The organism is Ruegeria sp. HKCCA5763, assembly GCF_013034545.1.
Lineage (GTDB): Bacteria > Pseudomonadota > Alphaproteobacteria > Rhodobacterales > Rhodobacteraceae > Ruegeria.
Genome location: NZ_WQGF01000008.1, coordinates 1 through 26,535, shown reverse-complemented (window position 1 = coordinate 26,535; position 26,535 = coordinate 1). Strand labels below are relative to the sequence as shown.

The 26,535-nt window shown below is 56.8% G+C and carries 29 protein-coding genes; 16 read left to right on the top strand and 13 right to left on the bottom strand.

Annotated elements, in window-relative coordinates:
* Positions 1 to 155 precede the first annotated feature (155 nt).
* Together GOV89_RS14200 and GOV89_RS14195 are read left to right on the top strand one after the other, a co-directional pair.
* Entirely contained in the window at positions 156 to 431 is a 276-nt protein-coding gene (locus GOV89_RS14200) for a hypothetical protein (RefSeq protein WP_171179267.1), read from the top strand.
* Between the two features lie 138 nt (positions 432 to 569).
* Positions 570 to 1,901: an FAD-binding oxidoreductase gene (locus GOV89_RS14195; RefSeq protein WP_171179269.1), complete on the top strand. Its 1,332-nt coding sequence runs from the start codon at positions 570 to 572 to the stop codon at positions 1,899 to 1,901.
* A 4-nt stretch (positions 1,902 to 1,905) separates the two neighbouring features.
* Here GOV89_RS14195 and GOV89_RS14190 read toward each other — a convergent pair whose 3' ends face one another.
* Positions 1,906 to 2,838, bottom strand: a complete 933-nt coding sequence (locus GOV89_RS14190) for an MBL fold metallo-hydrolase (RefSeq protein WP_171238482.1) — start codon at positions 2,836 to 2,838, stop codon at positions 1,906 to 1,908.
* A gap of 139 nt (positions 2,839 to 2,977) precedes the next feature.
* On the opposite strand from GOV89_RS14190, the gene gltX reads away from it, so the two are divergent.
* On the top strand, positions 2,978 to 4,303 hold the full coding sequence (gene gltX, locus GOV89_RS14185) for a glutamate--tRNA ligase (protein ID WP_171238481.1): 1,326 nt from the start codon (positions 2,978 to 2,980) through the stop codon (positions 4,301 to 4,303).
* 26 nt (positions 4,304 to 4,329) lie between these two features.
* Here gltX and GOV89_RS14180 read toward each other — a convergent pair whose 3' ends face one another.
* A complete protein-coding gene (locus GOV89_RS14180) occupies positions 4,330 to 4,941 on the bottom strand; it encodes a gamma-glutamylcyclotransferase family protein (protein ID WP_171238480.1) in 612 nt (203 codons plus the stop codon).
* Between the two features lie 93 nt (positions 4,942 to 5,034).
* Here GOV89_RS14180 and GOV89_RS14175 point away from each other — a divergent pair, with 93 nt between their 5' ends.
* Positions 5,035 to 5,481 (top strand): Rrf2 family transcriptional regulator, encoded by a 447-nt coding sequence (locus GOV89_RS14175; RefSeq protein WP_171179277.1) that lies wholly within the window; start codon positions 5,035 to 5,037, stop codon positions 5,479 to 5,481.
* Positions 5,482 to 5,483: 2 nt separating this feature from the next.
* Here the strand turns inward: GOV89_RS14175 and GOV89_RS14170 are convergent, their stop codons facing one another.
* Both GOV89_RS14170 and GOV89_RS14165 read right to left on the bottom strand, forming a co-directional pair.
* Positions 5,484 to 8,012 carry an ABC transporter permease gene (locus tag GOV89_RS14170; RefSeq protein ID WP_171179279.1) on the bottom strand — a complete coding sequence of 843 codons (2,529 nt, stop codon included), beginning with the start codon at positions 8,010 to 8,012 and terminating at the stop codon, positions 5,484 to 5,486.
* A complete protein-coding gene (locus tag GOV89_RS14165; protein ID WP_171179288.1) occupies positions 8,009 to 8,704 on the bottom strand; it encodes an ABC transporter ATP-binding protein in 696 nt (231 codons plus the stop codon). Before GOV89_RS14165 ends, GOV89_RS14170 begins: the two co-directional genes overlap by 4 nt.
* 27 nt (positions 8,705 to 8,731) lie before the next feature.
* Here GOV89_RS14165 and GOV89_RS14160 point away from each other — a divergent pair, with 27 nt between their 5' ends.
* Positions 8,732 to 9,394, top strand: a complete 663-nt coding sequence (locus GOV89_RS14160; RefSeq protein ID WP_371810644.1) for an arylesterase — start codon at positions 8,732 to 8,734, stop codon at positions 9,392 to 9,394.
* A 6-nt stretch (positions 9,395 to 9,400) separates the two neighbouring features.
* Here GOV89_RS14160 and GOV89_RS14155 read toward each other — a convergent pair whose 3' ends face one another.
* Entirely contained in the window at positions 9,401 to 9,955 is a 555-nt protein-coding gene (locus GOV89_RS14155) for a L,D-transpeptidase (protein WP_171179290.1), read from the bottom strand.
* 163 nt (positions 9,956 to 10,118) lie between these two features.
* Positions 10,119 to 10,325, bottom strand: a complete 207-nt coding sequence (locus GOV89_RS14150; RefSeq protein ID WP_050604132.1) for a cold-shock protein — start codon at positions 10,323 to 10,325, stop codon at positions 10,119 to 10,121.
* Between the two features lie 462 nt (positions 10,326 to 10,787).
* On the opposite strand from GOV89_RS14150, the gene GOV89_RS14145 reads away from it, so the two are divergent.
* Positions 10,788 to 11,177, top strand: coding sequence for a hypothetical protein (locus tag GOV89_RS14145; protein WP_171238479.1), 390 nt, complete (start codon positions 10,788 to 10,790; stop codon positions 11,175 to 11,177).
* Between the two features lie 583 nt (positions 11,178 to 11,760).
* On the opposite strand, the gene GOV89_RS14140 is transcribed toward GOV89_RS14145, so the two are convergent.
* A complete protein-coding gene (locus tag GOV89_RS14140; protein WP_171179294.1) occupies positions 11,761 to 12,249 on the bottom strand; it encodes a hypothetical protein in 489 nt (162 codons plus the stop codon).
* Positions 12,250 to 12,302: 53 nt separating this feature from the next.
* A complete protein-coding gene (gene ettA, locus GOV89_RS14135) occupies positions 12,303 to 13,970 on the bottom strand; it encodes an energy-dependent translational throttle protein EttA (RefSeq protein WP_010442471.1) in 1,668 nt (555 codons plus the stop codon).
* Between the two features lie 138 nt (positions 13,971 to 14,108).
* On the opposite strand from ettA, the gene GOV89_RS14130 reads away from it, so the two are divergent.
* The 3 genes from GOV89_RS14130 (at position 14,109) to dacB (ending at position 16,777) form a co-directional block, all read left to right on the top strand.
* Positions 14,109 to 14,579, top strand: coding sequence for an MOSC domain-containing protein (locus tag GOV89_RS14130; RefSeq protein WP_171179296.1), 471 nt, complete (start codon positions 14,109 to 14,111; stop codon positions 14,577 to 14,579).
* Positions 14,580 to 14,611: 32 nt separating this feature from the next.
* A complete protein-coding gene (locus GOV89_RS14125; RefSeq protein ID WP_171179448.1) occupies positions 14,612 to 15,232 on the top strand; it encodes a nicotinate-nucleotide adenylyltransferase in 621 nt (206 codons plus the stop codon).
* Positions 15,233 to 15,298: 66 nt separating this feature from the next.
* Complete coding sequence (gene dacB, locus GOV89_RS14120) at positions 15,299 to 16,777, top strand: D-alanyl-D-alanine carboxypeptidase/D-alanyl-D-alanine-endopeptidase (protein WP_171179298.1); 1,479 nt, start codon at positions 15,299 to 15,301, stop codon at positions 16,775 to 16,777.
* Positions 16,778 to 16,803: 26 nt separating this feature from the next.
* Here dacB and GOV89_RS14115 read toward each other — a convergent pair whose 3' ends face one another.
* The 3 genes from GOV89_RS14115 to GOV89_RS14105 all read right to left on the bottom strand — a co-directional run bounded on the left by GOV89_RS14115 (position 16,804) and on the right by GOV89_RS14105 (position 18,436).
* Positions 16,804 to 17,226, bottom strand: a complete 423-nt coding sequence (locus tag GOV89_RS14115) for a tellurite resistance TerB family protein (RefSeq protein ID WP_171093520.1) — start codon at positions 17,224 to 17,226, stop codon at positions 16,804 to 16,806.
* A gap of 101 nt (positions 17,227 to 17,327) precedes the next feature.
* On the bottom strand, positions 17,328 to 17,702 hold the full coding sequence (locus GOV89_RS14110) for an EamA family transporter (protein WP_171093518.1): 375 nt from the start codon (positions 17,700 to 17,702) through the stop codon (positions 17,328 to 17,330).
* A complete protein-coding gene (locus GOV89_RS14105) occupies positions 17,699 to 18,436 on the bottom strand; it encodes a class I SAM-dependent methyltransferase (protein WP_171179300.1) in 738 nt (245 codons plus the stop codon). Before GOV89_RS14105 ends, GOV89_RS14110 begins: the two co-directional genes overlap by 4 nt.
* Before the next feature lie 380 nt (positions 18,437 to 18,816).
* Here GOV89_RS14105 and GOV89_RS14100 point away from each other — a divergent pair, with 380 nt between their 5' ends.
* The 5 genes from GOV89_RS14100 to GOV89_RS14080 all read left to right on the top strand — a co-directional run bounded on the left by GOV89_RS14100 (position 18,817) and on the right by GOV89_RS14080 (position 24,210).
* Positions 18,817 to 20,391 carry a lysine--tRNA ligase gene (locus GOV89_RS14100; protein ID WP_171179450.1) on the top strand — a complete coding sequence of 525 codons (1,575 nt, stop codon included), beginning with the start codon at positions 18,817 to 18,819 and terminating at the stop codon, positions 20,389 to 20,391.
* Positions 20,392 to 20,439: 48 nt separating this feature from the next.
* Positions 20,440 to 20,841, top strand: coding sequence for a DUF4864 domain-containing protein (locus tag GOV89_RS14095; protein WP_171179302.1), 402 nt, complete (start codon positions 20,440 to 20,442; stop codon positions 20,839 to 20,841).
* Positions 20,842 to 20,979: 138 nt separating this feature from the next.
* The gene (locus GOV89_RS14090) at positions 20,980 to 23,268 is read left to right on the top strand and encodes a glycosyl hydrolase family 28-related protein (RefSeq protein WP_171179305.1); all 2,289 of its coding nucleotides are present in this window, start codon (positions 20,980 to 20,982) and stop codon (positions 23,266 to 23,268) included.
* Positions 23,269 to 23,411: 143 nt separating this feature from the next.
* A complete protein-coding gene (locus GOV89_RS14085; RefSeq protein WP_171179307.1) occupies positions 23,412 to 23,729 on the top strand; it encodes an antibiotic biosynthesis monooxygenase in 318 nt (105 codons plus the stop codon).
* Positions 23,730 to 23,802: 73 nt separating this feature from the next.
* Positions 23,803 to 24,210, top strand: coding sequence for a universal stress protein (locus tag GOV89_RS14080; RefSeq protein ID WP_171179308.1), 408 nt, complete (start codon positions 23,803 to 23,805; stop codon positions 24,208 to 24,210).
* A 3-nt stretch (positions 24,211 to 24,213) separates the two neighbouring features.
* Here GOV89_RS14080 and GOV89_RS14075 read toward each other — a convergent pair whose 3' ends face one another.
* The gene (locus GOV89_RS14075; protein ID WP_171179310.1) at positions 24,214 to 24,690 is read right to left on the bottom strand and encodes a pyridoxamine 5'-phosphate oxidase family protein; all 477 of its coding nucleotides are present in this window, start codon (positions 24,688 to 24,690) and stop codon (positions 24,214 to 24,216) included.
* A 119-nt stretch (positions 24,691 to 24,809) separates the two neighbouring features.
* Between GOV89_RS14075 and GOV89_RS14070 the strand changes: the two genes are divergently transcribed.
* A complete protein-coding gene (locus GOV89_RS14070) occupies positions 24,810 to 25,232 on the top strand; it encodes an excalibur calcium-binding domain-containing protein (RefSeq protein WP_171179312.1) in 423 nt (140 codons plus the stop codon).
* Between the two features lie 18 nt (positions 25,233 to 25,250).
* Here the strand turns inward: GOV89_RS14070 and GOV89_RS14065 are convergent, their stop codons facing one another.
* On the bottom strand, positions 25,251 to 25,679 hold the full coding sequence (locus tag GOV89_RS14065) for an excinuclease ABC subunit B (protein ID WP_171620930.1): 429 nt from the start codon (positions 25,677 to 25,679) through the stop codon (positions 25,251 to 25,253).
* Between the two features lie 221 nt (positions 25,680 to 25,900).
* Here GOV89_RS14065 and GOV89_RS14060 point away from each other — a divergent pair, with 221 nt between their 5' ends.
* Positions 25,901 to 26,191: a hypothetical protein gene (locus tag GOV89_RS14060; RefSeq protein ID WP_171093500.1), complete on the top strand. Its 291-nt coding sequence runs from the start codon at positions 25,901 to 25,903 to the stop codon at positions 26,189 to 26,191.
* Positions 26,192 to 26,535: the final 344 nt, after the last annotated feature.

Here is a 26,535-nt window from a genome sequence, read left to right as displayed (position 1 = left end):
GCTTGCCTGCGCGACATTTTTCTGCCACATTTTTGCTTAGAAGTTGCCCGATGTGGGGCGGGTGCGACGCAATTTAATCTGTACGCGTAAAATTGGTTCGCGGTACGAGCGACGCATCCCGGGTTAGATGTCTGAGTGAACGGTGTGGTGGTAAAATGTACAAGGAATATGACAATTCGCTTCATACACCTTTGAAATGGCGGTCTATAGAGACGCAGCCGCAAGAATTGGATGAAGAAAAGCTGGATGCGGCGATCGCCAATCTAATGGAGGAACAGCGAGAATTGGATGAGCTTGCTGCACTCAATTTCCGAACCGAGTTTCCGAGGTTGCTGCCGCAAAAGGAAGTAACAAATCAAGCGGCATCCAAACAAAACGGGTTGTCGGCGATCTTGCGCCAGAAATGGGCAGAGTTGTCCGGCGCGGCCTAATACGCTCGTTGCTGACACCGATTTCGGCAACTGGGCCACAGGTGTCGAAAATACTGCAACAACGCTCGGAATTCACATTGCCTATACGCGGCGGGCAGGTCTCCATACTGGTCCAAGCGACCGATGTAAGACCTATTGATGACCGCACCCAAACCGACCCCAGTTGAATCTGATCTGGCTCTGCCCAAACATGTGGATGTTGTTGTTATTGGCGGTGGCATCATCGGCGTTTCAACGGCATTGGAGCTAGCTGAACGCGGCGCTTCTGTTCTTTTGTGTGAAAAGGGTCAGATTGCAGCAGAGCAGAGTTCGCGCAATTGGGGTTGGGTGCGTCTGGGTATGCGAGACCCAAGGGAAATTCCCCTGATGCAAGAGGCGTTGCGCATCTGGCAAACGCTGGACGAGCGTTTGGGGCGCGAAACAGGCTATACCCAATCCGGCATCCTTTTTGGGGCCTCTGGCGCAAGAGACGCAGCCAACCTGCAAAAGTGGATGCGCCATGTTGAGGGATTGCAGACCGGGGCCAGGATAGTGTCCGGCGGTGAGCTTTCCGATTTGCTGCAAGGGCACCAAACAGGTTTGACAACAGCGCTTTACATGCCGCAGGACGGTCGTGCCGAGCCGCAATGGGCTGCTCCGGCTATTGCCGAGGCTGCACGAGACCGGGGCGCTGTGATCATGACGCAATGTGCAGTCCGCAGCGTCGAAACCAAGGATGGGCACATTTCCGGTGTCTTTACCGAGCGTGGAAAAGTGGTTTGCGGACGCGTCGTTCTGGCGGGTGGGGCCTGGTCGCGGTTGTTTGCTGGCAACGCGGGCGTCGAGCTGCCGCAACTCAAGGTTTTGAACACAGTGCTTCGCACATCCCCCGTGCACGATGGGCCTGGACCCGCGTTGTGGTCCGACGATTTTGCGATCCGCAAGCGCGCTGACGGCGGCTATACCATTGCGTCTGGCCACGAAAACACGGTGGACATTGTGCCCGACAGCTTCCGGCTTGCGAAACGGTTCTTGCCTGCCTTTGCGCAGGAGTGGAAATCCTTGCGCTTTCGCCTGTCCAGACGCTGGGCGATCGAAGCGCGACACGATCGGCACTGGCTGCCCACCGATGTGACCCCGTTCGAGCAGTGCCGAAATTTGGACCCTGAGCCATCGCAGAAAGTGTTGCGGCACGCTTGGAGCCGCGCCTGCAAAGGGTTCCCGGCGCTTATGAACAGCGAAGTTGTGCAAAGTTGGGCTGGAATGATCGACGTTACGCCTGACGCCATTCCGGTGATCTCAGGTGTTGATGAGTTGCCGGGCCTATTCATTGGCACAGGATTCTCTGGCCATGGATTTGGCATTGGTCCGGGCGCCGGACGGTTGATCGCCGATCTTGTCGCTGAAACGACGCCTTGCGTGGATCCGGCCGCGTTTCGCCTTTCGCGGTTCACCGACGGCTCGAAAGTGAGGCCGGATCCGGGGTATTAACGGCTTAGCCCATCATCTGATAGCTGACCGGGACAAAGCGGAAACCGTCGCCTCGGGTTTCGACAAAGCCCGCGCCGGGGAACGGCATGTGATAGCCGACCATCGGTACCTTATCTGCCGCCAGCATCCCCAGAACGTTGCGACGCGCGGCTGTTGCTGCTGCCTTGTCCATGTCAAATCGGACCTCCCATTCGGGATGCGCGAAAGACCAGACATAGTGGTTGGCCAGATCTGCCGTCAGGATAAGGCGCTGTCCGTTGCTTTCCAGATGATACACGGTGTGACCTGGCGTGTGGCCATACGCGGCGACTGCCGTGATGCCTGACGTCACTTCGCCACTGTCGCCGATAAAGCTCATCTTTTCTGCCAGTGGGGTTACCTTGGCGGCCACCAGATCGCCGACGCGGTTGCCCGCCTCCTGCGCCGCCCAGAAATCATATTCGGGCGCAGCGGTCACGTAACGCGCATTTGCAAATGTAGGCGCGTCGTTGGTGGTCATGCCTCCGATGTGATCAGGATGCATGTGTGTCAGCACCACGACGTCGATTTGGTCCGGCGTCACGCCTGCATCGGCCAGAGCTGCCTGAATGCCACCTTGTCCCAATCCGGTGTCAAAAAGAACCAGTTCAGAACCTGTGTTGACCAGTGAAGGGGTAAAGAAAAACTGGGCTGCATCTGCCGGAATGAAATTGTCCGCTGAAACCTTGGCGAATTCCTCATCTGTCGCTCCACCGCCAAAGATCTCTTTGGCACCGTCGCGTGCAATGCTGCCATCCAGCAGCGTGGTTACCGTAAAGTCGCCCAGCGTGAAGGACTTGGCGATGGTCGAGTTTGCTTTGGTGCCCGAGCCTGCAGCCAGAAGCGGTGAAGCGGCAGACGCAAATGGCAAAGCTGCGGCTGCGCCCAACGCGGCGCGGCGTGTAAGATTGAAAGTCATTTTGGGGTCTCCCTTTAGGTGCCAGCGTCAAATAGATAGGACGGAACAGGGCGGCTGCCACTCCACGTTCGCGTGAGCGGGCCTGCGACTGGACAAAACACGCGTCTTATGACAAGAGCCGCGCCAACAGGAGACACCCATGACAACCACCCGTTTCGCCCCGTCGCCCACCGGATACATCCATGTGGGCAACCTGCGCACCGCCCTGATGAACTATCTGATCGCTCGCAAGGCGGGCGGTACATTCATCCTGCGAATTGACGACACCGATCCCGAGCGCTCGAAAGAAGAATATGTCGATGCCATCAAGCGGGATCTGGAGTGGCTGGGTCTGCACTGGGACAAGGTTGAACGCCAGTCTGAGCGCTTGGATCGCTATGCCGAAGCTGCGGACAAGCTGCGTGAGATGGGTCGGTTCTATGAGGCGTTTGAGACGCCGACCGAGCTGGACTTGAAACGCAAGAAGCAACTGAACATGGGCAAGCCACCGGTCTATGACCGGGCCGCGCTGAACCTGTCAGATGCCGAGAAAGACGCCCTGCGCGCCGAACGTGGCAACGGTGTATGGCGCTTCAAGCTGGATCATGAGCGTATCGAATGGACTGATGGTATTCTGGGCGACATCTCGATTGATGCTGCTTCAGTTTCTGACCCCGTGCTGATCCGCGGTGACGGTCAGGTGCTTTACACGATTGCGTCCGTTGTGGACGATACCGAAATGGGTGTAACCGATGTGGTGCGGGGGTCGGACCACGTGACCAACACCGCTACGCAGATCCAGATCATCGAAGCGCTGGGCGGCCAGTGCCCCCGTTTTGCCCACCACTCGCTACTGACCGGCCCGCAGGGTGAGGCCCTTTCGAAACGTTTGGGCACGCTGGCGTTGCGCGACCTGCGCGAACAGGGCGTGCAGCCGATGGCTTTGTTGAGCCTGATGGCGCGTCTGGGGTCGTCTGACCCGGTTGAGTTGCGCTCGGACATGGCGGAACTGATCGAAGGGTTTGATGTGAACCGGTTTGGTGCGGCACCGACCAAGTTTGACGTACAGGACCTGTTCCCTCTGACCGCAAAGCACCTGCAATCGCTGCCGCTGACAGATGTAGCTGATGCGGTGGAAGACGCTGGAGTTCCGGCTGATTTGGCGGAACCCTTCTGGGCAATGGCGCGCGAAAACATCACCACTCTGGCTGATCTGAAAGGCTGGTGGGAACTGTGCCGCGATGGGGCCGAACCATTGATTGCCGATGAAGATCGAGAGTTTATTGCCGAAGCGGTCGCTTTGTTGCCCGATGGCCCGTTTGATGGCGAGACCTGGGGTACTTGGACCAAAGCGGTGAAAGAGGCAACAGGCCGCAAGGGCAAGGGCCTGTTCATGCCGCTGCGCAAAGCCCTGACCGGGATGGAGCGGGGGCCGGAAATGGCGGCTCTACTGCCCTTGCTGCAGGTGATCCGCGCACGGGGCTGAATGCTCCGTACCGAAACGGTATGAATTTATAATTTGAAAGAGGCAGGAAATTCGTCTGCCTCTTTTTGTTGATGTGGCTGGATTATCTTTACCGATGCGCGCTTCAGGCGGTTATCTACAAATGCTGTCTCGTCAGGTTTGAGCAGTTGGTGACGGGGATATTTCGGCTCGGCCCGATCATTCACAACAGGCGCGTCCCAGCCGTCGGTTGTGGCAAAGAACCGGTCCGCACCATCTGGTCCAAACGCCCTCAGGTATCCCTGCACAACCACATCGATATAACTGAGCAGCAAGGGATGGTGATTGCTGGGCGCGGTGTGCCGGTCATGGGGCACCGCATAAACCGCGATTTCGACATCATGCGTCAGGGTGTGTGAAATCGAATTCGTTGCCGGAACCCGGTCATAGGCCCATTCCCGCTGATCCAGTGCGGCCCAGTCGTTTTTTGGCACATGCGCGATCATTCCTTCGATCTCAGCCTCGGGGTCGGGAACTGCGGTCAGGAACGCGACCGGGCGCAGATCGGTATGACGCCACGCCCGCCTCCAGCCTTTCAGTTTTGCCGGACGCGGGTCGGGAAAATCATGTGTGGCGAGGTTCACAAGGCTGCCATAGCCAAAGAAATAGGGGTCAGGCATGGATAAGGCGTCCTTTTGATCGATTGATGTATGTCAAACCGCTTTTTTCCCGGACATGCAATAAGGCTGCATCTTGAATTCAGGGAGGCCCTCATGCGGATTACGAAACGGACAAATATTGCCGTGCGCCTTTTGATGTATTGCGCAGCGCACCCGGACAGGTTGGTCACCAAGTCGGAAATTGCCGAAGTGTGTAACATTTCGGAAAATCATCTCGCGCAGGTGATCAACCAACTGAGCCAGTTGGACTATCTAAGCACACAACGCGGCCGCAATGGCGGCATGTCTTTGGCGCGCCCGGCGGAAGAAATTCGGATCGGCGCGGTGTTCCGGCATGTTGAGGGCGCCTTGCCCATTGCCGAATGTTTTGCGGATGCGGACAATACCTGCCCCTTGACGGATGCCTGCCGGTTGCGGTTGGCGCTGCAGGACGCGGCCGAAGTGTTTTACGCCTCTCTCGATGATGTTTCGCTGGATGCTTTGGTTTGTGACAATGATCCGTTGCTGAAGCTTTTGCAGCCCGTGGCCTGTGTGCGCTGAGCTTAGTCGCTGGCGCGCAGGATGCGGGCTGGCCGGGCCGAAAGCGGGCGCAGAGCAAAGGCAAGACCTGCGCAAAGCGTGACGCCGATCCCGGCCAGAACAATGCCCAACGCCGAAGACCAGATGATCGCAAAATCCGTCTCGAAAATGTAGGTGGCAACGGCCCATCCGCCCAGAATGCCGACCAGCAAGGCGACGCAGCCTGCGGCGGCCCCCAATAAGACAGAGCGCAGGCCAAAGCTGCGCAGGATGCGGCCCCGATTGGCCCCGAGGGTTTTCAGGATTGCCGCTTCGTATCTGCGGGCAGGTTCGCCTGCCGCTGCGGCTCCGATCAAGACCAGAAATCCGGTTAGCAAGGACACACCTGCGCCGTAAGATGTGGCGGCGGCGATACCGGCCAGCAGCCCTGAAACGCGGTCGATGGCATCGCGTACGCGAATGGCCGTGATGTTGGGGAACTGACCTGCGAGATCCCTGAGGATGGCAGCCTCGGCCTGCTCTTCTGCATAGACAGTGGCGATGAAACTATGCGGTGCACCGGACAGGGCAGAGGGGTTCATCGACATGATGAATCCCATTCCTGCGGTTGAGAAATCCACCTCGCGCAACGAGGTCAGCTCTGCGGTTATGTCGCGACCAAGGATATTGACGGTCAGTTGATCGCCAAGTTGCAGGCCCATTTCGGCGGCTTCTTCAGCGGCAAAGCTGACCTGAGGTGTGCCCGAATAATCCTCGGCCCACCACTCCCCATCGGTTACATTCGCGTTTGCCGGGGGTCGGGCAGAATAGGTGACACCACGGTCTCCTTCGAGCACCCAATGATCACCAGCCACATCACGGGCAGGGCGGCCATTGATCTGCGTGATGATCCCACGCAGCATTGGCGCGCTTTCGATGCGGCTGACGGCAGGGTCCGAGGTCAGGCGATCGGAAAAGCCGGGCATCTGATCCTTTTGGATGTCGACAAAGAAATATGAGGGCGCGACATCTGGTAGGTTGCCTGAGATTGCGTTGCGCAGCGTGCCGTCGATCTGTCCAACGGCGGCCAGAACGGACAAGCCCAGACCGAGCGACAGAACAACCGAGCCTGCGCCCTCACGCGGGTCTGAAATGGCGGACAAGGCCCATCGCAGGGCAGGGCGGCCGCGTGCCAGAGGAGCTACGGCCCGGGCCAGTTTGCGAATGGCATAGGCAGAGAGGCTTAATAAAACCAGCGCACCTACAAGCCCGCCGCTTGTCCAAAGGGTCAATCGTGTGGAACCGCTGAACCAGGCGGCAACGGAGACAAGCAATGCGAGACCAATTGCGGTGGCGATGACATAAATCGGGCGTGGGAGCGCTCGGGCCGTACTCAGCGCATCGCGAAACAGGGTTGCGGCCCGCACGTCTTCGGTTCTGGCCAATGGCCAAAGCGTGAACAGAAATGCGGTAAGCAGCCCATAGATTGCGGCCTCAATCAGTGGCTGTGGATAGAGCGAGAATACTGCCGGAACCGGTAACTGGCTTTCCAACAGAGGCGCCAGAAGTAGCGGAGCCAGCCCGCCCAGCGCCAGGCCGAGCGCAATTCCGATGACAGACAGCACGCCGATCTGAAGCATGTAAGTTTGAAAAATCGTTGCGCGATCAGCCCCCAAGGTGCGCAAGGTCGCCACGGTTTCTGTTTTTTGGCTCAGGTACGCGCGCACGGCGGCTGAAACGCCAATGCCGCCCACCGCAAGGCCCGAGAGGCCGACAAGAACCAGAAAGGCGCTCAGGCGGCTGACAAACTCGGAAATACCGGGGGCACCGTTGCGCGCATCGCTCCATCGCATTCCCGTGCCGTCGAAGGCTTTGTCAGCTTCGGCGGCGATTTCGGCAAGGACGATCGTGTCTGGCAGGTTCAAACGGTATTTGGTCGAAAACAGAGTGCCGGGCTCCAACAACCCAGACGTCTGTAGCGCCTCGGTTCTCACCAATGTGCGCGGTCCAAGGCCAAACCCATCTGCCGCGCTGTCGGGTTCGTTCACCAGTGCGGCTGTCAGGACAAATTCCTGCGCCCCAAGCTTGAAGCGATCACCAACGGCCAGCCCAAGCCGGTCGATCAGAACTTGTTCCATGACTGCTCCGGGCAAGCCGGATGTCCCGTTTAGGGCGTCATCCAGCGTTATGTCAGGATCCAGTCTGACCGAACCAATCAAGGGGTACGCAGTGTCGACAGATTTCACTTGCGTCAGTGCGCGCTCCGGTTCTTCGGCACGGGGCACAACAGCCATCGAGCGGAAATCGACGATCTCGGACACCTGCTCGGATGCTTGCTGCATCCAGGCGCGCTCGGCCTCATCTGCAAAGCGATAGGTGAATTCAAGCTGGGCGTCGCCGCCCAAAAGCGAAGCACCTTCTTGCGCCAATCCGGTTTGAATGGCTTGCCGTACCGACCCTACGGCTGCAATGGCTGCGACGCCAAGCGCCAGACAGGCCAGAAAGATCCTAAACCCCCGCAAGCCTCCGCGCAGCTCGCGACGGGCGAGCCGCCCCGCCAGTCGCAGGCTCATTCGGCGGCCTCCTGCCGAGTTTCTTCCGCAATCCGTCCATCGCGAAGGCGAACAACCCGATCGCAGCGTTCCGCCAAGGAACGGCTGTGAGTGACAAGAACGAGGGTCGCATCAAATTTCTGACGCAGTCCAAAAAGGAGATCAACAATCGCAGCGCCGTTGGTTTCATCCAGGTTCCCGGTGGGTTCATCTGCCAACAAAATCTTGGGGCGCGGCGCTGAGGCACGGGCAAGTGCCACGCGCTGTTGTTCACCGCCCGACAGTTGCGCCGGATAGTGATCGCGCCGATGCGATAGCCCGACAGCGTCCAGCTCAGTCTCGGCCAGGTCGAACGCATCCCTGTGCCCTGACAGCTCCAGCGGTGTTGCGACATTCTCAAGCGCAGTCATGGTCGGGATCAGGTGAAAGTTTTGGAACACCACTCCCATGTTGTTGCGGCGAAAGCGGGCCAGTGCATCTTCGTCCATGCTTGTCAGGTCCTGATCCAGCGCGGTGATCTGTCCGCTGGTCGCTTGCTCCAACCCACCCATCAACATCAGGAGCGAAGATTTGCCCGAACCGGACGGCCCGATCAGGCCCAGTGTTTCACCCTTGGTCACAGACAACGTAATGTCATGCAGAATATCGACCCGCCCGGCATTGCCATCCAGCGACAAAGCAGCATTTTGGAGGGTGAGAACAGCAGATGTCATGGGTTTACCCGATTAAGGAGCGGTCCTTTGGGATATGGAGCGATCACCACATTGCGCAAGGCTTTGATGACAGGTCTGTTTATCTTCTGCGGTTTCACGGCCACAGCCGAGCAAGTGGTGATTGCCGCCTTAGGGGATTCGTTGACGCAAGGCTATGGGCTGGTGGAAGAAGACGGGTTTGTACCTCAGCTTGACCGTTGGCTTCGGGCGCAGGGCGCGGATGTGCAAATGATCAACGCCGGCGTTTCAGGTGACACAACGGCAGGCGGAGCTGCGCGGGTGGAATGGACCCTGACGCCGGATGTGGATGGAATGATCGTCGCCTTAGGCGGAAATGACCTATTGCGCGGAATCGACCCTGCAGTCTCACGGGCCAACCTGCGCGAAATTCTGGAGGTTGCGCGGGATGGCGGCGTTGTTGTTCTGCTGATCGGAATGCAAGCGCCGGGCAATTACGGAACGGACTACAAACAGGCATTTGACGCGATGTACCCCGAATTGGCGCAAGACTATGGGGTCTTGTTTGCCAGCAGTTTCTTTGAAGGGCTGACAGCCGAGGGCGATCCTGGTGCAGTGTCACAGTTCATGCAGGCCGACGGCATTCACCCAAATGCCGACGGGGTCGCCCGGATCGTGGATGCGCTGGGCCCATCCGTTCTGGAACTTGTCGGGCAGGCAGCGGCCCCCTGACTTTGATCAGACGACCGTGACCACTGTTCCGATTGGGACACGATTGTATAGGTCAATGACATGTTCGTTCAGCATACGGACGCACCCGTTTGACACTGCATGACCAATGGTTTGCGGCTGCGTTGTACCATGGATGCGGAAATATGTGTCGACGCCGTTCTGGAAAAGATACAGCGCCCGCGCGCCCAAAGGGTTATCTCCGCCACCGGGCTGCACATAGTCATTGTCTTTGAATTTTGCGTAGGTAACCGGGTCACGCTCGATCATTTCATCGGTCGGACGCCAGGTGGGCCATTCCTTTTTCACATCGATGGTCGCCGATCCGGTAAATTCCAGCCCCGCCTTTCCAACACCACAACCATAGCGGATCGCTTTGCGTGGTTCGGTCACGTAGTAGAGATAGAACGACCGGGGGGCGACCAGAAGCTGCCCAGGCACGAATTGCTTTTTGATGCGCACGAATTGCGGCGTCGGATCATATTCGACCGCTTTCTTGGCGCTGGCGATTCCCGGCAACAGGCTGGCTGCTGTTCCGGCCAGAAAAACACGGCGTGTAAACATGGAAAACCCTCATCGAATGACCAAGGAAACTTAAGAACAGTTTCAGTATGATATGATATTTGGTCAATTCTGGGGCAAACATCACGTGGTCGTGATGTGTTCCGGCCGCCACGCAGGCGGCCGGATAGAAAAGGGCAAAGACGCGCCTTACCCTTTTACCGGCTTAGGCCAGTTGGATGTTGTCGGCGCTTTCGCGACCGTCACGACCAGCGCGCAGCTCGTACGTGACTTTCTGGTTGTCGGCCAGACCGGTCAGGCCCGAACGCTCTACTGACGAGATGTGAACGAAGATGTCTTTGCCGCCATCTTCGGGTGCGATAAAGCCGTAGCCTTTGGTGGTGTTGAACCATTTTACGGTGCCTGCAGGCATATCCGTTGTCTCCTGTTTGGTGCTGCCCACGTGGATGCGGCAGCCTGGCGTCGTTGTCTGGATCGATAGACTGAGCGCCGTAAAAGGAGACAGTGGGTCGAAATAGAAAAACGTAAGCTCCCTTCATATGGCATTGAGGTGGCCGTGTGGCAAGGGATGATCGCCTGAATTGGACAGCGGCCCCAGAGCATATTGCAGTGATTCAAGGGGTCTTTGATCAAAGAGTGGGAATTGCCGTGCCTGGCTCATACGACCGGTGGTCGTCCCGGTTTCCGAATAAACGCATAATGAGACTATTGAGAATCGCAGCTTTGCTTGCGGCCCTTTTAGGCACAGGATCAGAGGTGTCTTGATAGGACGGTATCCTTTGATCTCATAAGTCTTCATTTTAATTCAATTATTGTGATGTTTGAAAAATGACGCTGGGATGCTATGCTTAAAGACAGTGTCGTGGGGGCCAATATGAGAGTTATTTGCACATTAGCGGTTCTGTTTTGGGCCGGAGCGTCAGAAGCTTTGACCATTTCAGAAGGGTCGGAACGTTCGACTGCGGATGGTGATCAAGTTACATCCGAGCTTTTATCAGGCTTTGATAGCGAAAGACATCGTGAAGAGTTGGAATGGGAAAATCTCCGTTTGACCCAAGCACCCGAACCCTCTGAACATGACCGGCATCTTGAAGAGTTGGAGCTATTGCGGGAACGCCCCAACCAAGAGCAGGGCGTAACGGAAGGTGCCGTGGCGCAGGCAAACCTTGCGGCTGTCCCGATTCCCGCCAGTTGGTTGCTGCTGGTTGGCGCGTTGGCCGGGCTGTTTGGTCTGGGCAAATTTCGCAGAAACCAGTCAGCTTAAAGCCTGCAACTGCTATCATCCATTAGAGTTTTGACTGAGACGCCGGAGTTTGGTCGCTTCGAGGGGGCTTGATGCATTTCGAAGTGGCTGGATGGCGTCCAGCGACGTAACCCTGTTTATCAAACCATCGAGATATTCGTTCGGGTTGGGTAGGGCCGGAGTGGAGCAGTGGCGTGAACGAAGGGGCGTTCGGAGAACCCCAAGATGGGTGATTTCACCCGTCATTTGATTTGGTTGAATTATCGGAAATTGAGGAGTGACGAGTGCGAGTACCCACCCTACGCTCGCTGACTATGTGATTACGGTTCTTCCTTTCGTAAAATTTGGTCAACGCATTTCGTGTGGAGAGGAGCTAACGACTGCTCAATATCAAGAGTTTCGTAAGCCAATGACACGGTTGATTTTTTGTCATTTATCGAAGCGTGAAACCAAGCGAAGCAAATTGCCGTATCGTAGTCTACTGTGCCTCGAATCAACGAAGTATAAAATTCGGTGTCGCGTTCGTTGTTTTCTGCGCTTTTGACTAGTGCAACTGCTGCGGAAATTAAGTTAACGAGGTTGAAAATCTTGTTTGCTTCTAGATCTAAGTGGTGCCGCTGACTGGGATGGAACTCACTTTCAATGGCTTTTTTTCGAGGAGACACTCGGATGCTCTGCGGTACTGCTCTAAGCGAACTGTTTCTTTTCCGGCTGCGCCCTCTTGTTCTAGCAACCGGGCTTTCTCCTCGTTGATCATGGAAAATAGAGAGAAAAAGGAGCTTTCAAACAATTGCTTTTCTAAAGCAACTCTTTGCGCTTCATTGATACCTTCTTGCCCTTCAAGGAGTTTTAGAGTGTCATTTCGTTCCTTTTTGACGTGTTCGAGCTCTTCTCGTTGAAGGCTGACCGCAAGCACTAACAAGAGTAAAGCTGTTCCTGAGAAGAGGGCGTTTGCCGCGCCAAAGGTGTCTCCAAAAGTTCCGCCGGATTGATCGGAGTAAACAGCATAAATAAAGTTGAGAAAGTAGGCAAAGGGAACAAACCAAAGGGCTTGTTTCAGCCAAAATCGAAGTTCTGTAAGTTTTTTCTGCATTTCTGTTTCTTTGGTTGGAAAAAAGGCGGCAAAATTGCCGCCTATAGAAACGTCTATCTTGCAAACTTCTTATGCTTCAACCGCTTGGGCTCGAGCGCATCCGGTCCCAGACGGCGCTTTTTGTCCTCTTCGTAGTCCTCGAAGTTGCCCTCGAACCACTCCACATGCGCGTCGCCTTCGAAGGCCAGAATATGCGTGCAGATCCGGTCGAGGAAAAAGCGGTCGTGTGAGATAACGACGGCGCAGCCGGCGAAATCGACCAGCGCGTCTTCCAGTGCGCGCAGGGTTTCGACGTCCAGGTCGTTGGTCGGTTCGTCGAGCAGCAGGACGTTGCCGCCCTCTTTCAACAAGCGGGCCATGTGGACGCGGTTGCGCTCACCCCCTGACAGCAGCGAGACCTTTTTCTGCTGATCGCCGCCTTTGAAGTTGAAGGACGAGCAGTAGGCGCGGGAATTGACCTGTGCATCGCCCAGCTGAATGATCTCGGCCCCGCCGGTGATCGCTTCCCACACGGTGTCGTTGTCTTTCAGGTCGTCGCGCGATTGGTCGACATAAGACAGTTCGACCGTGTCGCCCAGCGTGATGGTGCCGCTGTCGGGCTGTTCCTGACCGGTGAGCATCTTGAACAGGGTCGATTTACCCGCGCCGTTGGGGCCGATGACGCCGACAATGCCGCCGGGGGGCAGGGCGAAGTCCAGCCCTTCGATCAGTTGCTTGTCGCCCATGTGTTTCGAAAGGCCCTCGACCTCGATCACCTTGCCGCCAAGGCGCTGGCCGTTGGGGATGACGATCTGAGCGCGGGTCAGCTTTTCGCGTTCGGACTGCTCGGCCAGTTCGTTATAAGCATTGATCCGGGCCTTGGATTTGGCCTGACGGGCCTTCTGACCCTGACGCATCCATTCCAGTTCGCGCTGCAGGGTCTTCTGCTTGGACTTGTCCTCGCGCGCTTCCTGCTCCAGCCGTTTGGCCTTTTGCTCCAGCCATGCGGAATAGTTGCCCTCATACGGAATGCCGCGGCCGCGGTCGAGTTCCAGAATCCAGCCGGTGATGTCATCCAGAAAGTACCGGTCGTGGGTGACGATCAGGATGGTGCCTTTGTAGTCGATCAGGTGCTGTTGCAGCCAGGCGATAGTCTCGGCGTCCAGGTGGTTGGTCGGTTCATCGAGCAGCAGCATGTCGGGCGCTTCGAGCAGCAGCTTGCAGAGCGCCACGCGGCGTTTCTCACCACCCGAGAGGTTAGCGATGTTGGCATCGTCCGGCGGGCAGCGCAGTGCCTCCATCGAGACGTCGATCTGGCTGTCGAGATCCCACAGGTTTTCCGCGTCGATCGCGTCCTGCAGGGTGGTCATCTCCTCCATCAGCTCGTCCGAGTAATTCTCGGCGATCTCCATGGCGATTTCGTTGAAGCGGTCGACCTTGGCCTTTTTCGCGGCCACGCCCAGCATGACGTTTTCGCGGACGGTCAGCGATTCATCCAACTGCGGTTCCTGCGGCAGATAGCCGACCTTGGCACCCTCAGCCGCCCACGCCTCACCAGTGAAATCGGTATCGAGGCCGGCCATGATTTTCATCAGCGTCGATTTACCCGCGCCGTTGACGCCGACGACACCGATTTTCACACCGGGCAGAAAGCTCAGGTGGATGTTTTCAAAGCACTTCTTGCCACCGGGATAGGTCTTGGAGACACCCTGCATGTGGTAGACATATTGATAGGCGGCCATGTCGCGTCCTCTGGGTCGGGGAAATTGAGTTGGAACGCTGGATATCTGAGCGCGGCGTGCGGGGCAAGCTGGTGGTTTTGTGAATTTCGCTTAGTGCCGGCTTCACCTAAAAAGGCTTGATCAAACAAGGGGTATAAATTGTCTGAATTGGCAAAGCTGATTGCCGGTTGGGCGCAGCCGGGACGTGTCGAATGGATCGGGCTACGACCCGAGCGGCGGGTGGAAATGGTCAAGGTGAATGAGGCCGTGATCTCCATTGGCGGGCTCGACGGCGACCGTGGCCGCGCTGGCACGCGGGCGGTGACTCTGATCCAGCACGAACATCTGGCGGCGATTGGCACTTATCTGGGGCAAAGGCCCGTGGCACCGGAAATCCTGCGGCGTAATCTGGTGGTGTCGGGGATCAATCTGGCGGCCCTCAAGGGGCGTGAGGTGCAGGTGGGCGAGGCCATCCTGCGCTTTACCGTGATCTGCGCGCCGTGCAGTCGGATGGAAGAGGCTCTGGGCCAGGGCGGTTACTCTGCCGTGCGCGGGCATGGGGGTTGGTGTGCCGAAGTCCTCCGCCCGGGGCGTGTCAAGCTGGGTGATGCGGTGCAACCTGTTGATTGACAACCCCCTTGAGTTCTGAACATCAGCAGGGGATGGAGCGTTATCATATTCCATATGCGCGACCCGGGCAGGTGATCGGGCTGTTCGGCGGGTCTTTTGATCCTCCGCACAAAGGCCATGTGCACGTCACGCGCGAGGCGATGAAGGCGTTTGGGCTGGATCGGGTGTGGTGGCTGGTCTCGCCGGGCAATCCGTTGAAGGAGCATGGACCAGCCCCGATGGCGCGGCGGTTGCAAGCCGCGAAAGCCGTGATGCAGCACCCGAAGGTCGACGTGACGGATATCGAGGCGATGACGGGCACGCGGGCGACAGCGGATACTCTGGCAGCACTTCGGCGGCTGTACCCGCAGGTTCGGTTTGTCTGGCTGATGGGGGCGGATAACCTGGCGCAGTTTCATCGTTGGAAAGATTGGCGGCTGATCATGGATAGCGTGCCAGTCGGCGTCGTCGCGCGGCCGGGGGATCGGATTTCGGCGCGGATGTCACCTGCGGCTCGGGTCTATGCAAAGTATCGCATCGATGGGCAGGCGCGACATCTTTTGGGTCAGGCGCAAGCCCCGGCCTGGTGTTTCGTGAACGTGCCAATGGTTGATGTCAGCTCGACCGAAATCCGAACGCGCGGAGAGTGGCGCGCACAAGTGTTGCCGGAATAGCCCCTATGGGCGCATAATCTCAGCGAGAGGTTGTGCGATTTTATTCTGTGGGATTTTAATTCAGCTATGGCTGATCGTTTTTCACGTCGTGTGTTTCTGGGGGGATTAGGGGCATCTCTAATCCCGGCAGCAGGTCTTGCACAGGCCCCGCTAGTTTCTCTCAGGCCGCAGATCCGCGGTGTGCCGCTAAGCGGGGCCGAACGCCTGGTGGCTGCGGCCGGGTTAAAAGGCGAGGTTGTGTTTGCGGTTGCGGATGTAGCGACCGGAGCGCAGCTGGAGGTGTTTGGAGAAGGGGCCGCCTTGCCCCCCGCCAGCGTTGGCAAGGCGTTGACCGCGCTTTATGCCCTGGACGTTTTGGGCACGGATCACCGATTTGAAACCCGTCTGGTGGCGGATGGACCGATCGAAAACGGCATCCTGCATGGCGATTTAATCCTGGCGGGCGGTGGGGATCCACTGTTGGATACTGATGCACTAGCCTCGATGGCGGCCAACCTGCGAGAGGCTGGGATTACCGAGGTGCGTGGTGCGTTCAAGGTCTACGACGGGGCACTGCCATTTGTTTTCAGCATCGACCCTGGACAGCCCGATCATGTGGGGTACAGTCCTGCCATCAGCGGGATTTCGTTGAATTTCAACCGGGTGCACTTTGAGTGGAAGCGCGCGGGCAAAGGATATGACGTAAGCATGGACGCGCGCAGCGCGCGCTATGTGCCTGCGGTGGATGTAGCCTCGATGCGCGTCGAGAGCCGAAGCCTGCCGATCTATACCTATCAACCAAGCGCGCGCCAGGATCGCTGGACCGTGGCCAAAGGTGCGTTGGGGAATGGCGGAGCCCGCTGGTTGCCAGTACGTAAACCCGCGCTTTATGCAGGGGATGTGTTCCGAACCCTGGCGCGGTCAAACGGGATCGTGCTGGGACGGGTGCAGGTGACACGAGAGCGCCCGCAGAGCTTGGATCTTGTGGTGCATCGCAGTGATCCGCTGGAGAGTATTCTGCGTGGGATGCTGAAATACTCGACCAATCTGACGGCTGAGATGGTCGGACTGGCGGCGACAAAGGCACGGGGTGTTTATCCCAGGAACTTGGCAGAGTCGGCGGCCGAGATGAACCGATGGGCTTTGGAGAGCTTTGGTGTGAACGGTATCGCCATGGTCGATCATTCCGGTCTTGGTGATGCTTCGCGCATTGTACCCGCAGATCTGGTTTCGGCCTTGGTGGTCGCACAGAAGTCGGGGATATTGCGCCCGTTGATGAAACCTTTTGCCTTGACCGATCGGAATGGTCGAGTCGTCAAGAACCACCCAGTTAAGGTTGACGCCAAGACCGGGACACTGAACTTTGTTTCCGGGCTGGGCGGTTTCCTGACAACAGCAGACGGGGTCGACCTGGCCTTTGCTATCTTCACGGCAGACGTGGCGAAACGCGCGAAAATACCGCGTGCTCAGCGTGAACGTCCGGATGGCGCGCGCAGCTGGAACCGAAGGTCGCGAAAGCTGCAACGCGCACTGCTTGAACGGTGGGGCTCGCTATATGGCAGTTAAGCTGTGAAACCCGACGACGCCTGTTGTCAGACGGCGTGACGCGCGCGGGCACCGCGTTCGATTGCGGCAGCGTGCAAGCGATCGATGCTGAGCTCATACCGGATTTCTTCCAGCAAACGCAGCTCGGTCTCGGCCAGCGATCCGTCTGCGGCGGCAACATCGCAGGCCAGCGCATAAGCTGTTTCGTTCAGCCGTTCAGGAAGGTTGTCGCGGATCAGCCCAAACAGAGCATCCAAGCCGTCTTCTTGTTCGAACAGATCAAAAACGATCTGTGACACATGGCGCATCCGGTCGATGTCATACCCGGCGAAGACCGGCAGCATGTTCACCGCAACTTCTATCTTGACCAGTTCAGCGGTTCGGATCGTTTCGTCAGATGCCGAAATCGCAACCATGATCGCCACAAGGCAATCCTGTGGGGACATCGGGTGGGGAACTTGCTCGGTCATTCGGTGCATCCTGCTTGGGGTTCTTCAAAGGCGCAGGATAGAAGGGGGGCAGGGCAGGTTCAACATCTTGTTTGCCGCGTTTGTGTGGCAGGTTAAACCGGTCAGGTATTCATCACCGCCATTCCGCTCAGTAAAAGCCCGGCCCCGATCCAATAGCGCAGCCCCAGCGTTTCGCCAAAGAACAGCCACGAGGCGAGGGGAACCAGCACAAAGCTAAGCGCCATGAACGGATAAGCTTGCGACAAAGGCACATGTCTGAGGACGTAAATCCAAAGGATCGTCGCGGACCCGTAGATCGCAAGTGCGACAAGCAAAAAAGGGTCAAAAAGGGTGTGTACTACGCCCACTAAGCCTGTGGCGTCGCGCCCGTCGATCCGCCCGCCTGCAAGCTTGAACAACACCTGACCGGCGGAGATCATGACAGGCGTCAACAGCAAGCCCGTCCAGATCAGAACCGTTGGCGCGGTGGCGCTCATGCCGCCTGATCCTTTACGGGCTTTTCGTTGCTTTGATCCACAGGGCGGTCTTCGCAGTAATAGATGTCGCGCCCGATATCTTCGCAGACATGTACGCTCGGGCTGGGATGTACAGCGCGCAAAAAGCTGTGGGTGTAGGGGAAGAAGTTAAAGTGCGGATTGAAGCTGTAGCGGTATTCCCTCTCACGCGGGACCACAATGATGACGCGCTTGCGCGCGACCCGCCGCAGTTCCGCAATCGCTTGGCGATAATCCAACAGGTGCTCGATCACATGGGTGCAGATAACGGTGTCGAAGCTGTTGTCTTCAAAGGGCAGATCCTCGATCCGTGCGGCGACATAGCTGATGTTGTCCAGAGCTTCCGCGTCGTCGACCACAAAATCCACGCCGGTCATGGCGGTTATGTCTGGGCGCTGGGCACGGATACGCTGCAAAAGAACGCCGGTGCCGCAACCGACATCGCAGATGCTGTCGCCGATGATGTCTTTGGCAATCCGATCTATGCAGGCTTCGGAATTGTCGGTTCCGTCATGAACGCGCGGATGGTCGCGATACAGGGTTTCGTATTCTTCGTCTGTCAGAAAAGGCGCGCGTTCGCGGAATGCCGCTAGCCGGGTGATATGTTCACCCCAGACCCGACGTGCGAGCCAGTGAAACGCGGCGCTGTCGCGCAAGATTGGCGGTACGATGTCCTCAAGCACAAAGCGGATCAGATTGGTGGTTTCGCGTCGCATCTTCTGTCCTCTGGTCCGGTAAGCTTCCTGATCTTGCCTTAGTCATACATGGCCTGAGAAGCCCGTGAAATATGCAGGTCAAGCCAGAGCGTGCGGCCCGTGTCTTTTTTGTTTCGGAGAGCACAATCGTCCCAGCATTGTGGCTTCAGTAAGGCTTAGCTGTGAAACCTGCGTCTCGGGCCTATTGAAGAAAGCGTTCGAGTATTCGGAGCAGTGCAAGAGACTTTAGCTCTTTGAGCATGGGGAAACACCGGTTTCTGGTCAGTTATGGCAGGAAACGGGCGACTGCTTTATTGACTCATGCTGCACTGGCACAATAGGAGGGGCCGGTCCGGTTGCATGGGGCAACCAGAGCACCTTTCCCTATGGAGCACATTGAAATGTCTGAACTGCGTGAAACCGCGATGTCGTCCAAGGCCTGGCCTTTTGAAGAGGCGCGCCGGTTGCTCAAACGCTATCAGAAAAGTGCTCCGGAAAAGGGGTATGTGTTGTTTGAAACCGGCTATGGCCCTTCGGGTCTGCCGCATATCGGTACCTTCGGTGAGGTTGCTCGGACCACAATGGTAAAGCGTGCGTTCGAAGCGCTTTCTGACATTCCGACCAAGCTGATCTGTTTCTCGGATGATTTGGACGGGATGCGGAAGGTGCCCAGCAATGTGCCGAACCCGGAGATTCTGGAGCAGCATTTACAACGCCCGTTGACCTCGGTGCCGGATCCATTTGGCGAATACGACAGCTTTGGTGCGCATAACAACGCGATGCTGCGGCGGTTCCTGGACACATTTGGGTTTGAGTACGAGTTCTACTCGGCCAAAGAGTTCTACGAGTCCGGGCAGTTTGACGAAATTCTCAAGCGTGCGGTTGAACGCTATGATGAGATCATGGCGATCATGCTCAAGAGTTTGCGTGAAGAGCGCCAGCAGACCTATTCGATTTTCCTGCCGCTGCACCCTGAAAGCGGGCGGGTCATGTATGTACCGATGAAAAAGGTCTGTGCAGAAACATACACCGTGACCTTTGACGATGAGACCGGCAAGGAATGGACCGTTCCCGTCACTGGGGGCCATGTGAAGCTGCAATGGAAGCCGGACTTTGGCGCGCGTTGGGCGGCGTTGGGCGTCGATTTTGAGATGTACGGCAAAGAGCATGCGACGAACGAAAAGATCTATGACTCGATCTGCCGTGCGCTGGGTGGTCGTGCGCCCGAGCATTTCAGCTATGAGCTGTTCCTGGATGAAAACGGTCAAAAAATCTCGAAGTCGTCCGGCAACGGCGTGTCGATTGACGAATGGCTGACCTATGCGCCAACCGAGAGCTTGGCGTATTTCATGTACCAAAAGCCCAAAACGGCCAAGCGGATGCATTTTGATGTGATCCCGAAAGCTTACGATGAGTATCATCAGCAGTTGCGGGCCTATCCGGGGCAGGATCTGAAGGCGCAGTTGAACAACCCGGTTTGGCACATCCACGGCGGTGACGTTCCTGAATCGACGTTGATCGTGCCCTTTGCGATGCTGCTGAATCTTGCATCGGTGTCTGGCGCGGAAGACAAAGAGACGCTGTGGGGCTTTATTCGCCGCTATGCGCCAGAAGCGACGGCGGAAAGCCATCCTGATTTGGATCAGGCCGCAGGATTTGCTGTGCGCTACTTCAACGATTTCGTCAAACCGACACGCAAGCATCGCGCGCCTACAGATCAGGAACGTGAGGCGCTGGAGGCACTGAAGGCAGCGCTTGAAGCATATGATGGCCCCACCGAGGATGAGGCGCTGCAGTCGGTGGTCTACTCGATCGGCCGCGAGCGGTTCGACCCGATGCGTGGCTGGTTCACCGCACTCTACGAGGTGCTGTTGGGTGCCTCGCAAGGCCCGCGTTTTGGTGGCTTCATTGCCCTCTATGGCGTGCCGGAAACGATTGCGCTGATCGACAAGGCCCTGGCCGGAGAGCTGGTCTGATTTGACCTGATCCCGCAAGGGGCTACCGTTCCGTCAGGAGGTAGCCCCATGCGTCGTTTACTACTTGCCCTGTCCTTGAGTGCCGGTCTGGCCTCAGGTGCGTTTGCCCAGAGCGCCGAGATCGAGGCCAATATCGCGGCCCAGATGCAGGCCTTCAAGGCGGATGATTTCGCCACGGCCTTTACCTTTGCCAGCCCCAATATCCAGCGTCTCTTCGGAAACCCGGACAATTTCGGAGCGATGGTACGCAATGGGTATCCAATGGTTTGGCGGCCTGCTGATGTACGCTTTCTGGAACTGCGCGAGATTGCCGGGTCATTGTGGCAGAAGGTAATGATCACCGACGGAAACGGGCTGGTTCATATTCTGGACTATCAGATGGTTCCGTTGGAGAGTGGCTGGAAGATCAACGGGGTTCAGCTTTTGAGCAACTCGGATCCTGCGGTCTGACGCAACACCACCGTCACGGTGCGATGAACCGTGATTAATCCCCTTTCGGTATTCAAACTGGCGCGTTCGGGACGGACCTGAACACGAGGTTTGGACGCGTCGCCAAATTGGCGCGGCGCGATTGAGAAAGGGTTTTCTATGAACAAGGCAATCACCGACGGCATCGTGTTCATGCCACCTCAGTTTGCGAATGGCCTGACGGTCTGGTCTGCGGGGGACGGGACGCCCGGTTCGCCTACCTACGGCGGGTCCGGCACCGGCGTATTTGTACCATCAGATGCGGATTTTGGCGGATGTCTTGAGATTCTGAAGGTGAACACCACGCAGCAGCTGCGTTTTATGGGGCAGACGCCGATATTGCCCGGCTGCTATTTGCAGGTCAAAGCCCGAGTGAAAGCAATTAGCGGCCCGTTACCGTCTGTACGGGTCGCAGCATGGGCAGGCGGTGCGGGGGACGCGCACGTTGCGGGCGTTGTCGAGCAAGGACCGGCTACGCAGCTATCGGGCTATGGCTCGGTACATGAGATCACGGCCATTGTGGGCACCGGCCAGCGTCCGGGCGTTGATATGCCCTGGGAGCTTGCTGCGCTTTACGGGCATTTCGGTCTGGACATCGAAGGGGCCAATGGTGCTTTGGTGCGTGTTGATGATCTTGAGATCACCGACGTCACCAGTGTTTTCCTTCGTGAAATGATCAGCCTGGTGGACGTTCGGGATTACGGCGCTGTGGGAGACGGTGTAACCGACGATTCCACCGCATTTGAGGCCGCAGATCAGGCAGCTGGTGGTCGTCGAGTCTATGTGCCGCAAGGTACCTATCATCTTGGGGAAAACACCAGCATGGCCTCTGAGATGGAATTTGAAGGCACAGTCACGATGCCAGATGACAAGATGCTGTTGCTGACCAAAGACTTCCATCTGCCAAGCTATATAGCGGCCTTTGGCGATGAAGAATTGGCTTTCAAAAAGGCGTTTCAGGCGCTGCTGAATAACACCGATCATGAATCACTGGATCTGGGCGGTCGCAAAATTTCGGTGACAGCTCCGATTGACATGGCTGCAACGGTTCCGAACAAACAAGGCGGGTTTTCCACACGCCGCGTGATCCGCAACGGTCAGTTCGATGTCAAAAGCAGTAGCGCTTGGGATACCGAGACATTCACATCGGTGGCAACCTATGATCCTACGGACAAAACACGACTGACCAATGTCGCCAATGTTGCGAATATTCCTGTGGGCTCTTTGGTGCAGGGCAGTGGTGTTGGCCGCGAAATCTACGTGCGGTCAAAAAACGTTGGTGCTGGTGAGATCATCCTGAACGCACCAATCTATGATGCGTCGGGTACGCAAACCTTCACGTTCCACGCGTTCAAATACCTACTGGACTTCAGCGGATTTAACACGTTGCGCAAGTTCGGCATGGAGCAGATTGAATTCCAGTGCAACAGCAGGTGCAGCGCCATCCGTCTTGCGGCGTCGGGCAGCACATTTCAGTTGAAGGATTGTTTTGTCAGTCGCCCCAAAGACCGGGGGATCACCTCGATTGCGACAGGGTGCAAGGGGATGTTGATCGACAATTGTCAGTTCCTGTCAGCGGAAGAATCCTTCGATGTGACGGATCGTTCTTCGATTGGGCTGAACACCAATTCAAATGACGTAAAACTGCGTCACAACCAGGCAGTGCGTTTCAAGCACTTTGCCGTTCTGGGCGGCGACAACAACATGGTTTTGGGCAACCATTTTTTCCAGGGCGATGGCATACCGCAGGGCGTTCGCACGGCTGGGTTGATCATGATCGGCACGTATAACAGTTCCACTATTGCCGAAAACTATGTCGACAATTGTTTCATCGAATGGACCAACGAACGGGATGCCTCACCCGCTTTCACCAGCGGATTCTCGTTCAGCGCAATGAGCATCACCGATAATATCTTTTATTCAAGTCAAGCGCCGTCCTGGTTCAGTTTTTTCATTGTGCGTCCCTATGGGGCCGGGCATTTCCTGAATGGTTTGGCTGTGACTGGAAACAAGTTTAGGGCCACAAGCGGTTCAATAGATCGGGCGGAAAGGATCGACACGTCTTTAGCGGATTTGAACAACAACAAGCACGCGAATGTGACGTTCCAGAACAACACCTATCACGGTGTCACAAAAAAGACCGCGCATCCTCTGAGAGTCCGGCGTCAGCAAAACTCGGCCGCAAGTTTTTGGCCGGTTTTGTCAAATGGCGAACTGCCGTTCAACGGCAAAGCGCGCAGTTGCGATAGTGTTACAGTGCTCGGTGGGCTTACAGGGGTTTTCAATAACCAGGTTTTTGCGGCACCTCACGTTTTACCCGAGCAGGGGTCTCTTGGTGTTAATTTGACCCTTAAATGGCCTGAGCAAGTTAAGGGCGAAGTCACTGCTTTGATTCGGATGGACAAATAAAGACATCAGTGGCCGCCCTGAATAGGGCGGTCAATTCTTAGTGCTATGCCAGGCACAACTGGCGTTGCTTTACTGCGCTGGCAGGAAATAGGCGACCTTTTTGTTGGGTGTGCTAGTCTGAGGAAAACAAACGGAGAATCCCAATGCCGAAAATCGCCAAAAACGCCAGTGTTCAAACCGTAATCACAACCTTTGAAATGACGCCAGGCACCTGTCAGGATCTGTTGGAAGCCCTCACTGAAGCCTATGCCGATTTCATCTCAAAACAGCCGGGCTTTGTGTCTGCAGGGTTGCATGTGAACGATGCTCAAACCCGTATCGCCAATTACTCGCAATGGGAGCGTCGTGACGATTTCCTTGCCATGTTGAGGACGCCGGAGATGCGCGACCGCAATCGCAAGATCAACGAATTGTGCAAAAGCTTTGAGCCGGTCATGTATGACGTGGCCGAGACATTCTGAGATTCCTGACCTGAATCAAAGCCTGCAACAACAATATGTTTCAAAGTGAGCCTGCAAAACGGAGGCTCACGCTATGTATCACAACATTCTTGTCCCGATCTCATTCGACGCTGAAAGAGACACATCCGGGCCTTTGAAACTGGCTCAGCTGTTGGCCACGCCAGACGCCCAGGTGACGTTGTTGCATGTGGTTGAGCATATTCCGAACTATGCGATTTCCTACATGCCACCCGAATACCTGACCGAAGCGCGAAAGGCGATTCAGGCCGAGCTGGATGAATTGGCGTCGCAGGTTCCGAATGCACGCGGATTGGTGATCGAAGGGCATTCTGGTCGGACCATTCTGGACTGGGCCGAAGCCAATAAACCCGACCTGATCATCATGGCGTCGCACCGTCCGGGGATGCAGGATCTTTTGCTGGGCTCGACGGCTTCCCACGTCGTGCGACATGCAAGTTGCGCTGTCCACGTGGTTCGTTGACCATCAGAAATCGACCGTTGTTAGGCGATAGGCTTTGCCAAAACCGCCGTTCAGCAAACCATCCTTGATGGTGAACCTGACAAAACTGAAATCGGCGAAATCGATATACAGCTTTGCCTTGGGCCGCAGGCTTAGATACCGCTCACGCAGCGGAGCATACTCTGGCATGTCCCGGTGTACCCAAAGCGCCACCGCGTGAAGTGTCAGGCGGGGGTGTGTCAGCGGGTCACCCTTTTCTTCGGGCTCTCCGACCAGAAGGGCGCAGTTTGGATTGGCATTCAGGGCTTGAGTATGTTCGGCCAGTGACGAGATCAGCGTGACTGGGCGGCCATCCGTATCCGTAGCCAGCGCGATACGGGACAGTGTTGGCAAACCCGTCTGAGGGTGCAAAACCGCCAACGCAGCAAACCGCGCCTGCTCCAAAAGCTCTCTGGCCTGCGCGCGGACCGTTTCGTCTGGGGTTTGGTAGGGACTGGTCACGGTTTGGCTAGACCTCACAGTCAGGGTTTCGCAGTGACACTAGAGCGTAAGTCGGCGGCCCGCCAACCTTTCGATCCGATTGCCTCGGCTTTGCCACATATCCATCGTAAGACCCAGTCATGCTGTTCAAGAAACCCACGCAGGGCGCGCCTGACCTCAACCCAAGATCAACCCGTCGGCACCAGCGGGCCGAGGCCGCGCGCCGACAGGCACTGTCCCCGGTGCGCATTCTGGTTATGGTACTATTGCTGCCCCTTACGACTGTACTGATCGCGGTGGGCGTTTTCATACGGGTGTCCGAGTATAATAGGGACGAGGCCGTGATACACCTGATCGCGCTGGCGGGGTGCGACGCGACGCAGGCCATGGGAATCGGGCCGTTCCGTGAAGGCCAGCCGGGGTACCACACGCGCAATGACCCGGACGGAGACGGCGTTGCCTGTGGGTTTACCGAGACGCCTGCACCTCAGGCCGCGCAATCAGAAAGCCGCCCAGAGCCGCAACAACGTGCGGTCGGCAATGCCAAGTTTGTGCGTCCTTAGTGGATTTACTCAACGCATTCAGGACAATTGTGCGCCTGCACAGGTGCGAAAGATACGTACCTGCGGCGCTGCATCGTTCAGGGGAAACTCTGCGATCCCGTCTTGCGTGAACGCATAGGCGACCTGATTGTACTCCAGCCCATCCAGCACATTGCCAAAGCCGGTATCTGTCACCGTCAACGCGGACCCTCCGTCGGACAAGACATGGCGTGGGGTGGCGATTTCGATGGGGTTTCGTCCTTCGAACCGCATGGCAAACCACGGGGATTGGGCCCAGACCTGATCTTTCCGAGTGACCGTCAGCGTGTAGAGCGGCGCAGACGGGTCATAGGTCAGGAAAATCGTCGCGGCACCTGTGTCATGCGAAAGCGTGCAGATATCGCCCACCGTCGCCTCCCATGCCAAGGCTGGGGTGGCAAAGATCAGAGAGGTCAGGATTGCACGCATGAGAGGGGACATAGCCGCCGAACAGGGCAAGGCAAGTTCCGCGGGGCTCTAGGTTGCAACCCTGAAGTGTCAGATGCTTGCGCGCAGTGAGGCGCTTGGTTGAAAATGGCCGAAAATCCCACGTATCAATCTGAGATTCCAGTCCCCTGTGCTAGGATGCGCGCGGCGTGGCCGTTCTGGGTGCGCCGCATGACAGTTCTGTCACGTGAGGGAGGAAAGTAATGTTTGCACGTATTACCCAATTCAAAATGAAGCCTGGCACGCGCGAGGCCGCCACGGCAAAAATGAACGAATTGAAATCCGAGATCATGGGCATGCCCGGCATGCATTGCTTTACCAACGTGATGAACGAGGACGGATCGGGCTATGTGATCTCAGTGGTGGAAAGCGAAGAGACCTCGAACGCAAACGCGCCCAAAGTGGCCGAGCTGTGGGGCCATTTCGCCGAATTCATGGAAGGCCCGCCCTCACCGGTCGGATACGATGTGATTGCCCATTGGGATAAGGGGTAAAGGTTAGGGCGGGGAGTTACCCGCCCATTTTTTTGTGTAGTGCAGAATGGGGTTTTAACACATCATGCGTTTGGGTCGCTTCGGAGCAATGGTTTGGAAACCTACCCTACCCTTGGTGCTCCCATATACGTAATTGGTGGAATTTATTGAGTCCTAAATTTAAGCTTGCTCCACAATTTGGAAATAAATTCAGTCTGTGATAAACTTTTTCTTTTTTTAAAGGAGATTATCGTGCCAGTTGATCAGATTTCGGCATTAGAGAGATTTCTTACTTACGGGCCAATTGGACTAGGCTCAGGACCCATTGATTTCCGTTTGGTTGCGTGATTCACGGGCCGAAAAAC

Bases quoted from the DNA above. Each gene is read 5' to 3' on its own strand.
- GOV89_RS14200 (WP_171179267.1), top strand. From the start codon at position 156: ATGTACAAGGAATATGACAATTCGCTTCATACACCTTTGAAATGGCGG.
- GOV89_RS14195 (WP_171179269.1), top strand. From the start codon at position 570: ATGACCGCACCCAAACCGACCCCAGTTGAATCTGATCTGGCTCTGCCC.
- GOV89_RS14190 (WP_171238482.1), bottom strand. From the start codon at position 2,838: ATGACTTTCAATCTTACACGCCGCGCCGCGTTGGGCGCAGCCGCAGCT.
- gltX (WP_171238481.1), top strand. From the start codon at position 2,978: ATGACAACCACCCGTTTCGCCCCGTCGCCCACCGGATACATCCATGTG.
- GOV89_RS14180 (WP_171238480.1), bottom strand. From the start codon at position 4,941: ATGCCTGACCCCTATTTCTTTGGCTATGGCAGCCTTGTGAACCTCGCC.
- GOV89_RS14175 (WP_171179277.1), top strand. From the start codon at position 5,035: ATGCGGATTACGAAACGGACAAATATTGCCGTGCGCCTTTTGATGTAT.
- GOV89_RS14170 (WP_171179279.1), bottom strand. From the start codon at position 8,012: ATGAGCCTGCGACTGGCGGGGCGGCTCGCCCGTCGCGAGCTGCGCGGA.
- GOV89_RS14165 (WP_171179288.1), bottom strand. From the start codon at position 8,704: ATGACATCTGCTGTTCTCACCCTCCAAAATGCTGCTTTGTCGCTGGAT.
- GOV89_RS14155 (WP_171179290.1), bottom strand. From the start codon at position 9,955: ATGTTTACACGCCGTGTTTTTCTGGCCGGAACAGCAGCCAGCCTGTTG.
- GOV89_RS14150 (WP_050604132.1), bottom strand. From the start codon at position 10,325: ATGCCTGCAGGCACCGTAAAATGGTTCAACACCACCAAAGGCTACGGC.
- GOV89_RS14145 (WP_171238479.1), top strand. From the start codon at position 10,788: ATGAGAGTTATTTGCACATTAGCGGTTCTGTTTTGGGCCGGAGCGTCA.
- GOV89_RS14140 (WP_171179294.1), bottom strand. From the start codon at position 12,249: ATGCAGAAAAAACTTACAGAACTTCGATTTTGGCTGAAACAAGCCCTT.
- ettA (WP_010442471.1), bottom strand. From the start codon at position 13,970: ATGGCCGCCTATCAATATGTCTACCACATGCAGGGTGTCTCCAAGACC.
- GOV89_RS14125 (WP_171179448.1), top strand. From the start codon at position 14,612: ATGGAGCGTTATCATATTCCATATGCGCGACCCGGGCAGGTGATCGGG.
- dacB (WP_171179298.1), top strand. From the start codon at position 15,299: ATGGCTGATCGTTTTTCACGTCGTGTGTTTCTGGGGGGATTAGGGGCA.
- GOV89_RS14115 (WP_171093520.1), bottom strand. From the start codon at position 17,226: ATGACCGAGCAAGTTCCCCACCCGATGTCCCCACAGGATTGCCTTGTG.
- GOV89_RS14110 (WP_171093518.1), bottom strand. From the start codon at position 17,702: ATGAGCGCCACCGCGCCAACGGTTCTGATCTGGACGGGCTTGCTGTTG.
- GOV89_RS14105 (WP_171179300.1), bottom strand. From the start codon at position 18,436: ATGCGACGCGAAACCACCAATCTGATCCGCTTTGTGCTTGAGGACATC.
- GOV89_RS14100 (WP_171179450.1), top strand. From the start codon at position 18,817: ATGTCTGAACTGCGTGAAACCGCGATGTCGTCCAAGGCCTGGCCTTTT.
- GOV89_RS14095 (WP_171179302.1), top strand. From the start codon at position 20,440: ATGCGTCGTTTACTACTTGCCCTGTCCTTGAGTGCCGGTCTGGCCTCA.
- GOV89_RS14090 (WP_171179305.1), top strand. From the start codon at position 20,980: ATGAACAAGGCAATCACCGACGGCATCGTGTTCATGCCACCTCAGTTT.
- GOV89_RS14085 (WP_171179307.1), top strand. From the start codon at position 23,412: ATGCCGAAAATCGCCAAAAACGCCAGTGTTCAAACCGTAATCACAACC.
- GOV89_RS14080 (WP_171179308.1), top strand. From the start codon at position 23,803: ATGTATCACAACATTCTTGTCCCGATCTCATTCGACGCTGAAAGAGAC.
- GOV89_RS14070 (WP_171179312.1), top strand. From the start codon at position 24,810: ATGCTGTTCAAGAAACCCACGCAGGGCGCGCCTGACCTCAACCCAAGA.
- GOV89_RS14065 (WP_171620930.1), bottom strand. From the start codon at position 25,679: ATGCGTGCAATCCTGACCTCTCTGATCTTTGCCACCCCAGCCTTGGCA.
- GOV89_RS14060 (WP_171093500.1), top strand. From the start codon at position 25,901: ATGTTTGCACGTATTACCCAATTCAAAATGAAGCCTGGCACGCGCGAG.